Annotated in this window: 17 protein-coding genes; 4 read left to right on the top strand and 13 right to left on the bottom strand. The window is 68.0% G+C overall.

Annotation, left to right across the window (positions count from 1 at the left end):
- Positions 1-114: 114 nt before the first annotated feature.
- On the top strand, positions 115-783 hold the full coding sequence (locus AAFM92_14805; GenBank protein ID MEL7301649.1) for a DUF2306 domain-containing protein: 669 nt from the start codon (positions 115-117) through the stop codon (positions 781-783).
- Here AAFM92_14805 and AAFM92_14810 read toward each other — a convergent pair.
- The 12 genes from AAFM92_14810 to rbfA all read right to left on the bottom strand — a co-directional run bounded on the left by AAFM92_14810 (position 780) and on the right by rbfA (position 9,202).
- Positions 780-1,643 carry an NAD(P)H-binding protein gene (locus AAFM92_14810; protein MEL7301650.1) on the bottom strand — a complete coding sequence of 288 codons (864 nt, stop codon included), beginning with the start codon at positions 1,641-1,643 and terminating at the stop codon, positions 780-782. The genes AAFM92_14805 and AAFM92_14810 overlap by 4 nt on opposite strands.
- A 39-nt stretch (positions 1,644-1,682) precedes the next feature.
- Positions 1,683-2,414, bottom strand: coding sequence for a sterol desaturase family protein (locus AAFM92_14815; protein MEL7301651.1), 732 nt, complete (start codon positions 2,412-2,414; stop codon positions 1,683-1,685).
- Between the two features lie 45 nt (positions 2,415-2,459).
- On the bottom strand, positions 2,460-3,020 hold the full coding sequence (locus AAFM92_14820) for a helix-turn-helix domain-containing protein (GenBank protein ID MEL7301652.1): 561 nt from the start codon (positions 3,018-3,020) through the stop codon (positions 2,460-2,462).
- Positions 3,017-3,376 carry a hypothetical protein gene (locus tag AAFM92_14825; protein ID MEL7301653.1) on the bottom strand — a complete coding sequence of 120 codons (360 nt, stop codon included), beginning with the start codon at positions 3,374-3,376 and terminating at the stop codon, positions 3,017-3,019. The genes AAFM92_14820 and AAFM92_14825 overlap by 4 nt, the downstream gene beginning before the upstream one ends.
- Positions 3,377-3,513: 137 nt before the next feature.
- Positions 3,514-3,783, bottom strand: coding sequence for a 30S ribosomal protein S15 (rpsO, locus tag AAFM92_14830; GenBank protein MEL7301654.1), 270 nt, complete (start codon positions 3,781-3,783; stop codon positions 3,514-3,516).
- Positions 3,784-3,924: 141 nt separating this feature from the next.
- A complete protein-coding gene (locus tag AAFM92_14835; protein ID MEL7301655.1) occupies positions 3,925-5,013 on the bottom strand; it encodes a calcium-binding protein in 1,089 nt (362 codons plus the stop codon).
- A 107-nt stretch (positions 5,014-5,120) separates the two neighbouring features.
- Positions 5,121-5,381 carry a DUF5665 domain-containing protein gene (locus AAFM92_14840; GenBank protein ID MEL7301656.1) on the bottom strand — a complete coding sequence of 87 codons (261 nt, stop codon included), beginning with the start codon at positions 5,379-5,381 and terminating at the stop codon, positions 5,121-5,123.
- On the bottom strand, positions 5,378-5,890 hold the full coding sequence (locus AAFM92_14845; GenBank protein MEL7301657.1) for a DUF1643 domain-containing protein: 513 nt from the start codon (positions 5,888-5,890) through the stop codon (positions 5,378-5,380). Before AAFM92_14845 ends, AAFM92_14840 begins: the two co-directional genes overlap by 4 nt.
- A 39-nt stretch (positions 5,891-5,929) precedes the next feature.
- The gene (locus tag AAFM92_14850) at positions 5,930-7,114 is read right to left on the bottom strand and encodes a leucine-rich repeat domain-containing protein (GenBank protein MEL7301658.1); all 1,185 of its coding nucleotides are present in this window, start codon (positions 7,112-7,114) and stop codon (positions 5,930-5,932) included.
- A gap of 85 nt (positions 7,115-7,199) precedes the next feature.
- Entirely contained in the window at positions 7,200-8,102 is a 903-nt protein-coding gene (gene truB / locus AAFM92_14855; GenBank protein ID MEL7301659.1) for a tRNA pseudouridine(55) synthase TruB, read from the bottom strand.
- A 16-nt stretch (positions 8,103-8,118) separates the two neighbouring features.
- A complete protein-coding gene (locus AAFM92_14860; GenBank protein MEL7301660.1) occupies positions 8,119-8,823 on the bottom strand; it encodes a phosphodiester glycosidase family protein in 705 nt (234 codons plus the stop codon).
- Complete coding sequence (rbfA, locus tag AAFM92_14865; GenBank protein ID MEL7301661.1) at positions 8,807-9,202, bottom strand: 30S ribosome-binding factor RbfA; 396 nt, start codon at positions 9,200-9,202, stop codon at positions 8,807-8,809. The genes AAFM92_14860 and rbfA overlap by 17 nt, the downstream gene beginning before the upstream one ends.
- A gap of 116 nt (positions 9,203-9,318) precedes the next feature.
- Here rbfA and dapB point away from each other — a divergent pair, with 116 nt between their 5' ends.
- Positions 9,319-10,131: a 4-hydroxy-tetrahydrodipicolinate reductase gene (gene dapB, locus AAFM92_14870; GenBank protein MEL7301662.1), complete on the top strand. Its 813-nt coding sequence runs from the start codon at positions 9,319-9,321 to the stop codon at positions 10,129-10,131.
- A gap of 89 nt (positions 10,132-10,220) precedes the next feature.
- Positions 10,221-10,589: a dihydrodipicolinate reductase gene (locus AAFM92_14875; protein ID MEL7301663.1), complete on the top strand. Its 369-nt coding sequence runs from the start codon at positions 10,221-10,223 to the stop codon at positions 10,587-10,589.
- Here AAFM92_14875 and AAFM92_14880 read toward each other — a convergent pair.
- On the bottom strand, positions 10,586-10,816 hold the full coding sequence (locus tag AAFM92_14880) for a DUF1674 domain-containing protein (GenBank protein MEL7301664.1): 231 nt from the start codon (positions 10,814-10,816) through the stop codon (positions 10,586-10,588). The genes AAFM92_14875 and AAFM92_14880 overlap by 4 nt on opposite strands.
- A gap of 44 nt (positions 10,817-10,860) precedes the next feature.
- Between AAFM92_14880 and AAFM92_14885 the strand changes: the two genes are divergently transcribed.
- Complete coding sequence (locus AAFM92_14885) at positions 10,861-12,132, top strand: transcription antitermination factor NusB (GenBank protein MEL7301665.1); 1,272 nt, start codon at positions 10,861-10,863, stop codon at positions 12,130-12,132.
- Positions 12,133-12,137 lie beyond the last annotated feature (5 nt).

Here is a 12,137-nt window from a genome sequence, read left to right on the forward strand (position 1 = left end):
AGGGCCTTAGCGTTACGTCTCAGATGCGTGGCGCATACACGGTTTGGGCTGGAATGGAAAGCGGCGCTCCCCCCGCCGGTTGACCCTCGGCGGCGAGGTGTCACTTTCCGGGGCATGGCAGGGCTTTGGCGGCGATATCGGGGCGGGCTGGGGATCGGGGCGATCCTCCTCCTGGCCTTGCCGTTCTACGTGCATTCCGTGGGGCGGGGGCTCTCGCTCGGCTCGGCTGAGGAGCAGGCGGTGTCGCGGTTCATCAGCGCCGATGGCGCGGCGACGTTGAGCGTTTATGCGCACATGGTCGTGGGTGGCCTCCTGACGGCGCTGGCCCCGGTGCAGCTTTCCGGCGCTTTGCGACGCCGCTTTCCCCGCCTGCACCACTGGAACGGGCGGCTCGTCGCGGCCTTGGCGCTTGCGACCGGCCTCGCCGGGCTCTTCTACATCGCGCGGCAGGGCACCATCGGGGGGGCGTGGATGAGCGCGGGCTTTACGCTCTACGGAGCGCTCCTCGTACTGGCGGCTTTGCAGACAGTACGCTTCGCGGTGGCTCGAGATGCGCGGCACGCGGCCTGGGCGGGGCGGCTCGTGATCCTCGCGCTCGCCTCCTTCTTCTACCGGGTTCAGTACGGGCTCTGGGTGCTGGCCGTGGGCGAGGTGGGCATGGCCGAGGATTTCACGGGCGCGTTCGACAGGGCGATGGTCTTCGGGTTCTACCTGCCGTGGCTCGCGCTTTACGAGGCCGTGCGGCTATGGCGTGGGCGGCGGGCGGTGCCCGGCCTCGCCTAGAAGACGGCGTGGGCGCCGCGATCATCCGGCGCCGTGCCGCGGGCGAGCTGGCGGTAGTGATCGGCGAGCCTGTCCTGCCCGAATTCGGGCGTGGCGTCGGCGTCGTAGCGCTGGCCATCCCAGACGAGCATGGATTCGGTGGCGTAGTAGTGCCCGATGCGGGCGAGGGCGGCTTTCTCCTTCATGCCGAGCGCGCCGAGGATCGCAGCGATGCCCTTGAGGAGCCCCGGCGGGACGCTGCGCGTTCGGAAAGGGACGCCGAGCGCCTCGGCGAGGAGTTCGCCCTGCTCCCGCGCCGTCAGCGCGGGGCCCGGACCGCCGATGGGCAGGGTGTGGTTTTCCATGTTCGGGTCGGTCAGCGCCCGCACGATGTAGCGTGCAAGGTCGCGGTCGGAGATCGGCTTGCAGGCGGTGCGCGTCCCGTCTCCGAAGGTGAGAAACGGCTTGCCCGCGCGGAGGCGGTCGGCTTGTCCCGAGAGGGATTTGAAATAGGCCGTGGGGCGGATGATCGCGTAGCGGAGCCCGGAGGCTGCGAGCTTCTCCTCGAAGGCGCGCTTGGCGAACTGGAACGGGAGGCGGGGTCTTTGCACGCAGATCGCGGACAGGAGCACGAAGCGCGGCACGCCAGCCGCCTGCGCGGCCTCGAGCGCGCCGAGATTGAGATCGTGATCCACCGCCCAGGCATCGCGCGGCGTGCCGTTGCGCGATGCAATGCAGGAAATGACCGCCTCCTGCCCCTTGAGATCGAGCGTGGCGAGATCAGCGCGGCCCGGCGTGGCGACGTCATGCCCTGCTAGACGCAGCTCGGACTGGACCGCGCGCCCGATCGTGCCCGTGGCGCCGAGTAGGGTGACTTTCATGTCGACAGTCTAGGCGGGCAGGCGCGTGCGCGAAAGGTCTCACTCCGCGGGCGTCACCGGTGCCTTGCGGCGCGGATGCTTCGAGATGCCATAGGCCTTGCGCGCGGTCACGAGGCGCAGATCGTCCGGGTCCATGCCCATGGAGAGGATCGTCTGCGGGTCGTAGCGCTCCTTGGCGGCGCCGCGGTCATAGGGTGTTCCGAAGAGGCGATCAATCCAGCCCATGCCGAAGCTCACGTGAAAGGTCGCCTCGTGATCGGCGAAGTGGTGGCGCATGTGGCTCTCGGTGACCTTCCGGCCAAACCACCCCTTGGGCACGTTGAGATGGGAGAGCGTGTGGCAATACTCGTAGAACGCGAAGGCCGAGACAGATCCCACGAAGACCGCCACGGCGGGCCATAGCACCGCGTAGGGGAGCCCCACGAACGGCCACAGCACCAGCGCGTGGAGGGCCACCGACATCAGGCCGAAGCGCACCGCGTACCAATGATCATCACCGGTGAAGAATTCGGGATCCTTCGGGAACTCGTGGTGCCCGATATGGCTCCGGTAGAGCGCGTTGAACGTGCCCTGGTCGGTGGGCGGTTCGCGGTGCAGCAGGAAGCGGTGGATCAGGTATTCCACGAAGAACTGCATCACCACGCCGTAGACCAGCGCCAAAAGGAACCACGGCGTCCAGAACACCGCCATGGCCGCCACGCCCGAGAGCCAGAACGGCGCGAGGCGCTGGAGACCGCCCATGTGGATCAGGACGCGTAGGGTGGCTAACATGGCTTGTCCTCCGTTGGATCAGGCTGGGGCAGGGGCTGCGCCGCGTCAAGCGGGGCGCTCGTAGCGGGCGGATTGCATGGCGAGGTAGACCTCGTAGAGGCGGCGCTGCTCTTCCGTGCTGCGGGTCGGATCCATGAGCATGAGGCCGAGGAAGGTGGCGTATTCGAGAAGCGCCGCATCGCGCGCCTCCGCCTCGGCGATGCCGTAGCGCGCGGCGTAGAGCGGGACCATGAGCGCGAGGCGGGTGGCATCGACCCGCTCCATGGCCGCGGCGACAGGTTCATGCTCCCGCGCCAGTTCGCGCAGGCCGAGCTCCAGCCGGAAATCCAGATCGAGCGCCAGATCGGTCAACCGGTCGAGCGCGTCCGCGGGTGGCGTGCCCGCGGGCAGCATCTCCGCGAGCACGTTTTCTTCCTCCGCGTGGCGGTGGAGGACAAGCGCCTCGAGAAAAGCACCGTGATCGGCGAAGTGGTGGTAGAATGAGCCCCGCGTCATGCCAGCGGCCGCGCAGATCTGCGCGAGCTTCAACGCGCCGGGACCATGCTCGGCGAGCTGCGCGAGGCCGAGCGCGAGCCAATCCTCGCGTGCGAGGCGCTTTGCGCTCATGCCAGCAGTCCCCAAATCCCGGCGAGCATCACCGGCAGAAAGAGCCAGCCCTGCGGCAGCCGCGCGAAGGCTTCGCCCGTGGCGACCTTGGCCCAGAGGCCCGTGAGGAAGAACGCGCCGGCGAGGAGCGTGGCCGCGAGGCCGAGACCGACCTCGCCCAGGGCCGCCGCGAGAAAGAAGGCGGACATGAGAAAGAGCGCGACGGTGACGTAGTGCCAGCACATCCATGCCGTGGCGCGCGCCGTGTGCGGCATCGACACCGCGCGAAGGGGCCGCGCGACCTGGCGCCCGCCGACGAAGGTATGCACCAGCGCCCAGGCGAGCGAGAGGCAGGTGGCGATCAGGAAAGCGGTCATGGCGGGCTCCGTTGGTCTCCATACCTTATGGTATGCTTTTGCGAGCCTGACAATACCTTTTGGTATGTTTCGCGCTTGGGCCAAAAAAAAAGGCCGCGCCCAAAGGCACGGCCTTTCCGAATTCCGGGTGCGCGTGCTTAGCGGCGGATGCCGAGACGCTTGATGAGATCCTGGTAGCGGGCCTCGTCCTTCGCCTTCGTGTAATCCAGCAGCTTGCGGCGCTGGGCGACCATCTTGAGAAGGCCACGGCGGCCGTGATTGTCCTTCTTGTGGGTCTTGAAGTGCTCGGTGAGCGTGGAAATGCGCGAGGTAAGAATTGCCACCTGCACCTCGGGGGAGCCGGTATCGCCGTCCTTCGTCGCGAATTCCTTGATCAGGCGCTCTTTTTCTTCAGCAGTGATCGACATCGGGGTCTCCTATCGGTTCGTGTGGATGGCGCGAGCCGGGATGTCGTCCAGCAAGGCCCATGGAGGGTGTCCCGTCGCGGGACGCGGCCTGATAGCAGATTGTGCGCCGTTGGAAAGAGGAAAGAGGGGCGGCGGCGGTGGCTACCGGTCGGTGCCCGTGCCGCTCTGCACGTCGATAAGCGTGCTCTGCGGGACGAGGGAAACATCCTCGAGCGAGAGCCCCGCGGCGTTGTTCACCGTGAGGATGGGATGGCCATCGAGCGTGAGAACGGCGGCGTCGGGGTCTGCATCGCTTGCCTGCACTGCGAGGTGCGGCGCGCTGCCCGCGCTGTCATCAAACACCACGACGAGGTTGTCCTCCGCCGGGTCGTAGTCGGAGAGGGTCGCGTTCTTGCCCTCGATCCAGTCGCCGACGAAGAGCGTGTCCGCGCCGCTGCCGAGGGAGACGTGATCTCCTTGCCCGGCGAAGACCGTGTCGTCCCCCGCCTCGCCATTGAGGAAGTCCGGTGCATCGACGTCTGTGCTCGCCTCGTCCAGGACGCGCCCGTCGAGGCTGTCGGCACCGTAGCCGCCAAAGAGGACATCCTCGCCAAGCCCGCCCGAGAGGCTGTCATCGCCGGACATGCCTTCGAGCGAGTCGTCGCCTGTGTCTCCTGTGAGCGCGTCGTGCCCGCTTCCGCCCACGAGAGAATCGTCACCCTCTCCGCCCGAGAGGGCGTCGTCTCCCAGCCCGCCGAAGAGGTGATCGTCGCCGTCTTCGCCGTGCAAGTCGTCGTCCTCATCGTGGCCGAAGACCGTGTCATCGCCCGCGCCTGCCTGCACGCTGTCATCGCCCGCGCCGCCATGAACGATGTCCTTACCGCTGCCTGCATCGATGAGGTCGTCGCCGCCGCCGCCGCCGAGCTCGTCATTGCCGCCGAGGCCGAAGATCCGCTCGTCGCCGTCACCCCCGACCAGGCGGTCGGCGGTCTCGGTGCCCTCGATGGCGGGCGGGCCTGTATCCGCCGCCGGCTCGGACAGCGCTGCTGCGGTTGGCGACGGGTCAGTGGGCGCTGCGCCCGGCGCATCGGCTTCGATCAAGAGCGTGCCGAGGTCGCCCACGGGAGCCTCGTCCTTCAGCTCCGGGGCGGCGTCATCGTCGCCCTCGGTCTCCTCGCCATCCGTCTCGAGCCCGCCGACGAAGGCCGCTCCCATCATCATCACGCCCAAAAGGCCCGCCAGCATCAACATATCCACTCACTCCACACCAACCTGCCGCGTCATACGCGCCCGGGAGTGAACAATCCTTGAAGACGTGGGATCAGGGTTAACGCGCGTGCGGGGCCGCGAGCGCGCGCCTACTGGCTGTCGGGGGCTTGGATTTCCTCGGCGATCTGCGTCGCCCAATCGCCGATGATCGGCACGAAATCGATCTGGCTCAATGCGAAGGCAAGGACGGAGACGAGAAACGTCGCACCCACCACCGAGCCGAGGCCGAAGGCGAGCCCTCGCAGGAACTGCGCCTGCATCATCCTGAACCGCGACGACATGGACCGCATGGCGTAGTGGCCCTGCAGGTTGCGCAATTCACGGGTCAGGTCGTCGGTCTCTTGGCTCATGGGGCGCTCCAAAGCTCGGGTTGCCGTTCATAGGGGATATACAAAGGGTGTTTTGGATGACCACCCTTGGAGAGCCCGAGATGGTAAACCGGGAAGCCCGACGCGCGCAGCATCTCGGCCACGGCGGGACCCCGCGAGAGGTGCGCGCCGTGCGTGCCCCAGGCCGCGATGATCTGGTCAGCCCAGGGCAGGCTCTCGGCGATGGCCGCGTCATTGCCCGGGCCCACCGGATCAGCGGCCGCGCGCATCTTTTTGGGGTCCGTGTCGCGCCACGCAAAGATGTTCAACACCCGGAACGCGCCGAAGCCCAGCGCCCGCGCGCGCCGCTCGCAGCGCTCGACGGTGGGGTCGTTCTGCACCTCGGTGGCGGTGGACGGGTTCAGCATGATGAAGAGCGCCTTCCGCCCGCCCGCGTCCCAGACGCGGGTGAGCATGTAGCGGTAGCGCTCGCAGTCCGAGTAGATCGCTGTGGAGGGCGCGTCGCCCTTTATGTGGGTGCGGGTGATCATCCGCGCCTTGTCGCGCTGCACCCCTCGGAGTGCAATGCACTACGGGCGTGCCTCGATGAAGGCGGTCACCTCCTCCTTGCTTCCCAGGGGCATGCGGGCTTCGCCAGGGAGAAAGAGCGCGAGGTCGAGCGCAAGGATCGGGCGCATGTCGACACCCGGCAGATCGGGGGCGCGCAGCACGCTCAGCATCGGGAGTGCGCGTAGGACCGAGAGATCGAGGTCCTGTTGAGGCAGGCTCAGGCCCCGGAGCTGCGTCATTCCCCCGAGGGCCGAGATATCGGTTACCTGCGTCTCCTTGAACTTGAGGTCGCGGAGGCTCGTGAGACTTGAAAGAGGCGTCAGGTCCGTAACACGGCTGCCGTTGAAACCGAGCTCGCGAAGCGCGGTCGCATCCCCTAGGGGCGACAGGTCCGCGATATCGCTGCCGTTGAGGTTCAGCGTTTCGAGAGCGGGCTTGGCCGTGAGGGCCGAGATATCGCGCAGCGCACGCGTTCCGTCCCCTTCGATGACCTTGAGGCTCGCGGCGTTCTCGAGGCCCGCGAGCGACGTCACGGACGTGTCTTTCATCCAGAGCTGCACGAGGCCGGTATGGCCGCCGAGCGGCGCGAGCGAGGTCACCGGCGAAAACGAGATGTCGAGGAAAGTGAGCGACGACGTGGTGCCGAGTGGGCCCAGATCCGTGAGCGCGGTGCGGAAGACGAAGAGGCTCCGCAGATCGGCCATGGCCTCCACGCCCGCGAGGCTCGTGACGCCGGTATTGGCGAGGTTCAGGCTGCGCAGGTTGCGCAGGTTTTCAAGGGGCGCCTCCGTGAGCCACGCATTGCCGCGCAGGCTGAGCGTTTCGAGCTGGGTGAGCTCGCCGAGCGGGCTCAGATCTGTCTCCGGCAGGTTCTCGAGCGAGAGGCGCGTGAGCTCCGGGAGCCGGGCCAGCACGGCGAGATCGGAGACGGCCACGCGGTCAAGCGTCAGGCGTTCGAGCCCTTCCAGCGAGGCGATCTGCGCCAGGTCGATCTCGGCCTCCGGGAAGCCCAGGCTCGATATGCGCAAATCCGTGACCTGCGTGAGCTCGCTGAGCGCGGTCAGGTCGTGGGCGTCCTCCCGGAGCGTGATGCCGACCCGCTCCGCGCTCGCATCGACGCAGTCGGCGCCGATGGCGATGCAGGCGGCGGGTTGGGTCGCGATGGCCGACACGGCGAGGGAGGCCGAGAGAAAGAGAGTGCGCATAGAAGGCTCCGGCAGGGCAATGATCGCCCAACGCCTCGCCCATGTTTCCGGCAGGAATGCGGCATCCAGCGAGGTTTTTCCCGGCCTAGGTGGCGAAGACCCGGCTGGGATGCAGCTCGCCGCCCTTGAGGATGCCCACGGCCACGGCACGCCCGTCGAGCGAGGCCCAGGCCTCGTCGCCATAGTCCGCGTCCCCTGGATAGATGAAGCCGGGGTTGCCGTTTCTCAGGCGCGCGGCACCTTCGAGCGTCGTTCGCAGCTCCGGCAGCTCCGAGAGGCCGGTCTCGACAGGCAGCAAGCGCGCCTCGAGCGCGTCGGTGCGGGCTTCGGCCTCGAGCGCCTCCCAGGACAAGGCGTTTTCAACCTCGAACGGGCCCGACCACGTGCGCCGCAGCCGGTCCACGTGACCGTGGCAGCCCAGCACCTCGCCCAGATCGCGCGCGATGGAGCGGACATAGCCGCCCTTGCCGCAAACGAGCTCGAGCTCTGCCGTGTCCTCGGTGCGGTCGATCAGCGTGAGCTCCTCCACCCAGAGCGGGCGCGCGGCGAGCGTCACTTCCTCGCCATCGCGGGCCTTCTTGTAGGCGCGCACGCCGTCGATCTTCACGGCTGAAAAGGCCGGGGGGACCTGCTCTATCTCGCCGACAAAGCGCCCCAGCGCGTCCTTGATCGCCTGCTCGGTCGGGCGCGCCTCGGAGGTGGCGATGGTCTCGCCCTCGGCGTCGTCCGTGTTGGTGGCCTCGCCCCAGCGGACGGTGAAGCGGTAGGCCTTGAGCGCGTCGGTCACGTAGGGGACGGTCTTCGTCGCCTCCCCCAGCGCCACGGCAAGAACGCCGGTGGCCGCGGGGTCGAGCGTGCCGGCATGGCCCGCTTTCTGCGCGTCGAGCGCCCATTTCACCTTGTTGACGACGGCGGTGGAGGTGAGCCCGGCGGGCTTGTCGACGATGAGCCAGCCGGAGATCGGCCGGCCTTTCTTCTTGCGTGCCATGACTGGCCTCTTTTTGTCAGTTCGTGATCGCGAGGATGGGGCCCATGCGTGGCCCGGGATCGGCGCGTCCCCCGGCGCGATCGTAAAGGCGGGTGATGGTCCCGTCGGTGAAGAGCGCGTTAGGCGTGCCCAGCGTGTCGCGGAAAACACGCCCGAAGGTGTGGAAGTTCACGGCGTTTCCGGTGACGGCGATGAAGAGCGTCTTCCCGTCCTCGGAGACGCCCACGCCGCCCCGGCGCTTGCGGCTGTCACTGTCGGCGAGAAAGCGGGGATGAAGCGCGCCGTCGATGACAAGCATGGGCCCCGATTGGGTCGCGTAGGTGCAGTCGGGCCGCGCGGCGGCGTAGGCACGGCTTTCGATGATCGCCGCGCGGCCCGTGTTGAGGCAAAGGACCCCGTTGGGCAGGAGCCCGAAATTCCCGGGCCCGTCCGATGTGATCGGCGGCACGACCTCGGTGCCAGCCTCGAGGTAGTGGCCGACGGGTCGCCTGTCTTCGTGATACATCCCGCCGTTGGTGGCGATGAGCACGTCGTCAGGCAGCGCGGAGAAATCTCCGTAAAGCGCGCCGCTCCCGTCCCGCCAGAAGAGGCGCGCGCCGTGTGCCGAAAGATCGACTTCGCAGACGGTGAAACGGTCGCCGTCCACCGTGACGTCATCGCAGCTCGCTCCGAGGGCCGGCGCGGCGAAGAGGGCCAGGAGTGCGCTAATCCTCCAGATCACGGCGCACCTCGTCGCGGGCAAACATGGCGCGCGTCTCGTCGAGGCGGTCGAACGTCTCGTCGATCCGGAAGCGCAGGTCGGGGGTGAACTTGAGCGCGCTCTTCTTGCCGATCATGCGGCGCATCTCGCCCTTGTTGCGGGCCAGGGCCTCGATCACCTCGTCATGGCCCGTCCCACCGAGGGGCATCACGTAGACCGTGGCGATCTTGAGATCGGGCGAGGCTGCGACCTCGCTCACGGTGATCGAGCGGCCCGTGAGATCGGGGTCGTGTATATCGCCGCGCGCCAGCACCTCGGAGAGCGTGCGTCGGATCAGTTCACCCACGCGCAGCTGGCGCTGGCTCGGGCCGGGCCCGTCATGGAACTTGTTCTTTGCCATGGGCGCCAGATACGGGCGGGGGCGTCGCTTGCCAAGGGGGCGACACCCGCCGAGGCGCGGGCGCGTTGCCAGCACCGTGCGCTTCGTGCAGAAGGCCGCGCAAAGGAGAGATCGCCATGGCAGAGCTACCAGGGATCGTGATCACCGGCGCGTCCGGCCGCATGGGCCGCATGCTCATCGAAACCGTGACGAGCTCGGACAAGGCGCGGCTGGTGGGCGCGGTGGAGCGCGCGGGCCATGACTGGGTGGGCCAAGATGCAGGGGTCGCAATGGGCGGCACCGCGCTCGGCGTGACGGTCACGGACGACCCGCTCGAGGCCTTCGCGCAGGCGCAGGCGATCGTTGACTTCACGGCACCCGCGGCCACGCTCGAGTTTGCAGCGCTGGCCGCGCAGGCCCGCGCCGTCCACGTGATCGGGACGACCGGCATGGACGCTGACGCCATCGCCGCGCTCGAGCCCGCCTCGCGGCACGCCGTTCAGGTGCGTGCCGGGAACATGTCCCTCGGGGTCAACCTCCTGACCCAGCTCACGCGCATGGTGGCCGAGGCGCTCGACGCTGATTTCGACATCGAGGTCATCGAGGCGCATCACCGGCACAAGGTGGATGCCCCGTCGGGGACCGCGCTCATGCTGGGGCAGGCCGCGGCCGAGGGCCGAGGCGTCTCGCTCGAGGAAGTGTCGGACCATGCCCGCCACGGGATGACCGGGGCGCGGGACCGGGGGCGCATCGGCTTTTCCAACATCCGCGGGGGCGACATCGTGGGCGAGCATGACGTGCTCTTCGCCGGCGAGGGCGAGCGCATCGTGCTCCGCCACGTGGCCACGGATCGCGCCATATTCGCGCGCGGTGCGCTCAAGGCCGCGCTCTGGGGGCAGGACAAGGCTCCCGGCCAGTACGACATGATCGACGTGCTCGGGCTGCGCTGAAGGCGAATTTTCGCCGAAATTCCCGGCTACATGCATCCGAGGAGGGGTCTGGGGCGTATATTTTGCGTCACTTCCAAAGGAGGTCTCGCATGTCTGCTCGGATACATCTTCTCGCCACGTCCTTCGCGCTCTTCGCGGCGCTCCCGGCCATGGCCATGGAAAAGATCTCGGACCGCGGCGAATTCGTCGACCGGGTTGAGGGTCAGGTGCTGCAGACCCGCTACCTCGGCGTCGCCATCAACCTCCAGGTCTTCGAGGAAGGGCAGATTGTGGGCCGCGCGCTGGGCGCCGACATCACCGGTGACTGGGCCTGGCAGGACGGTTATTTCTGCCGCGAGATGAGCTGGGGCTCGACCCCCATCCCCTACAATTGCCAGCTCGTGGAGTATAACGGCGAGGAAATGCGCTTCACGACTGACCGTGGCGCCGGACGCAACGCCGTCTTCGACCTCCGCTAGAAGTCGTAGGCGATTCCCTTCTTTTCCCAATCGCCAAAGCGCACGGGCTCTGGGCCTTCGCGGCCACCCAACTCCTTGGGCATATCCTGCGCCTTCTCGGCCTTCTTCCGCTCGGCAGCCTCCGCCAGCGCGCGCTGGGCAGCGGGCGGCAGAGTGGACGGATCGTAGACGGGGGCCTCGCCTGTGGCGGGGGCGGTGTCTTCTGCGGGTGTCTTGTCATCGGCCATGGCGCTGATATAGCCCGCCGGTCTCGCCGCTCCAAGGAGTTCCCGTGCCGCAAGAACCCCATCCCGCCCGCGCCGCGGCCCTGAAGCTCATGACCGGCGTGACCGAGGAGGGGCGGCTCCTCTCCGAACTCACGGGCGCGCCCTGGTTTCTCGAGCTTGCCCCGGCTGATCGCGCCCGCGCGCAGCGGCTGGCGACGGAGGCCTTCCGCCATCTCGATCGGGCGGACCGGGTGCTCAAGCCGCTTCTGCGCAAAACGCCGCCCGAGGCGGTGCAGCACATGCTGCGGCTCGGTCTCGTGGAGGTGGCCGCGCTCGATGGGGCGGCGCACGGCGTAGTCTCCGACATGGTCAATGCCGCAGGCGGCGACAAGCGGACGATGGGGCTCAAAGGGATGGTGAATGCCGTCCTGCGCCGGGCCATCGAGGCCGCTGACGGCAAGTGGGGCAAGTTGCCGGTGGGCCGCATGCCTGACTGGCTGCGCAAGCCGTTGGGGCAAGCCTATGGCAACTCCGCCATTCAGGGCATCGAGACGGCCCATATGCGCGGCGCGCCCCTCGATCTCACCGCCAAGACCGAACCGGGCGCGCTCGCGGAGCGGCTCGGCGGCGAGCTCCTGCCTTGGGGCTCCGTGCGGCTGCGGGACGCCGGGCAGATCTCTGCCCTTCCGGGCTACGCGGAAGGAGAGTGGTGGGTGCAGGATGCCGCCGCAGCCCTCCCCGCGCAGCTTCTCGACGTTAAGCCCGGGGAGCGAGTGGCCGATCTCTGCGCCGCGCCCGGCGGCAAGACCATGCAGCTCGCCGCTGCGGGCGCGCTCGTGACGGCGGTGGATTCGAATGAATACCGGATGGGGCGTCTCCGCGAGAACCTTTCGCGGACAGGTCTCTCCGCCGATGTGCAGGTCGCTGATGTCACCGCGACGGCGGGACGCTTTGACGCCGTGCTTCTCGATGCGCCCTGCTCGGCCACGGGGACGCTGCGCCGCCACCCCGATCTACCCCATGGCCAGCGCGGCGAGCAGATCAGCGACCTCATCGCGCTTCAGACGCGGCTCCTCGACCACGCGGTCAAGCTCGTGAAGCCTGGCGGGCGGCTCGTCTTCTGCACGTGCTCGCTTCTGCCCGACGAGGGTGAGGTGCAGGTGGAGGAAGCGCTCAAGCGCCACAGTGGCTTCACCGTGGACCGCGACGCCCTCGCGCGTCCGGGGATCGAACCAGTCTGGATCACCGAGGAAGGCGGCCTTCGCCTCCGCCCCGATTACTGGGCCAAGGCCGGCGGCATGGACGGCTTTTACATGGCGCTTCTTCGCCGGACGTGACGTAT

It is taken from the genome of Pseudomonadota bacterium (assembly GCA_038533575.1).
GTDB lineage: Bacteria > Pseudomonadota > Alphaproteobacteria > Rhodobacterales > Rhodobacteraceae > Shimia_B.

Excerpts from the sequence above, each read along its gene's own strand:
- AAFM92_14805 (MEL7301649.1), top strand. The coding sequence starts at position 115 with ATGGCAGGGCTTTGGCGGCGATATCGGGGCGGGCTGGGGATCGGGGCG.
- AAFM92_14810 (MEL7301650.1), bottom strand. The coding sequence starts at position 1,643 with ATGAAAGTCACCCTACTCGGCGCCACGGGCACGATCGGGCGCGCGGTC.
- AAFM92_14815 (MEL7301651.1), bottom strand. The coding sequence starts at position 2,414 with ATGTTAGCCACCCTACGCGTCCTGATCCACATGGGCGGTCTCCAGCGC.
- AAFM92_14820 (MEL7301652.1), bottom strand. The coding sequence starts at position 3,020 with ATGAGCGCAAAGCGCCTCGCACGCGAGGATTGGCTCGCGCTCGGCCTC.
- AAFM92_14825 (MEL7301653.1), bottom strand. The coding sequence starts at position 3,376 with ATGACCGCTTTCCTGATCGCCACCTGCCTCTCGCTCGCCTGGGCGCTG.
- rpsO (MEL7301654.1), bottom strand. The coding sequence starts at position 3,783 with ATGTCGATCACTGCTGAAGAAAAAGAGCGCCTGATCAAGGAATTCGCG.
- AAFM92_14835 (MEL7301655.1), bottom strand. The coding sequence starts at position 5,013 with ATGTTGATGCTGGCGGGCCTTTTGGGCGTGATGATGATGGGAGCGGCC.
- AAFM92_14840 (MEL7301656.1), bottom strand. The coding sequence starts at position 5,381 with ATGAGCCAAGAGACCGACGACCTGACCCGTGAATTGCGCAACCTGCAG.
- AAFM92_14845 (MEL7301657.1), bottom strand. The coding sequence starts at position 5,890 with ATGATCACCCGCACCCACATAAAGGGCGACGCGCCCTCCACAGCGATC.
- AAFM92_14850 (MEL7301658.1), bottom strand. The coding sequence starts at position 7,114 with ATGCGCACTCTCTTTCTCTCGGCCTCCCTCGCCGTGTCGGCCATCGCG.
- truB (MEL7301659.1), bottom strand. The coding sequence starts at position 8,102 with ATGGCACGCAAGAAGAAAGGCCGGCCGATCTCCGGCTGGCTCATCGTC.
- rbfA (MEL7301661.1), bottom strand. The coding sequence starts at position 9,202 with ATGGCAAAGAACAAGTTCCATGACGGGCCCGGCCCGAGCCAGCGCCAG.
- dapB (MEL7301662.1), top strand. The coding sequence starts at position 9,319 with ATGGCAGAGCTACCAGGGATCGTGATCACCGGCGCGTCCGGCCGCATG.
- AAFM92_14875 (MEL7301663.1), top strand. The coding sequence starts at position 10,221 with ATGTCTGCTCGGATACATCTTCTCGCCACGTCCTTCGCGCTCTTCGCG.
- AAFM92_14880 (MEL7301664.1), bottom strand. The coding sequence starts at position 10,816 with ATGGCCGATGACAAGACACCCGCAGAAGACACCGCCCCCGCCACAGGC.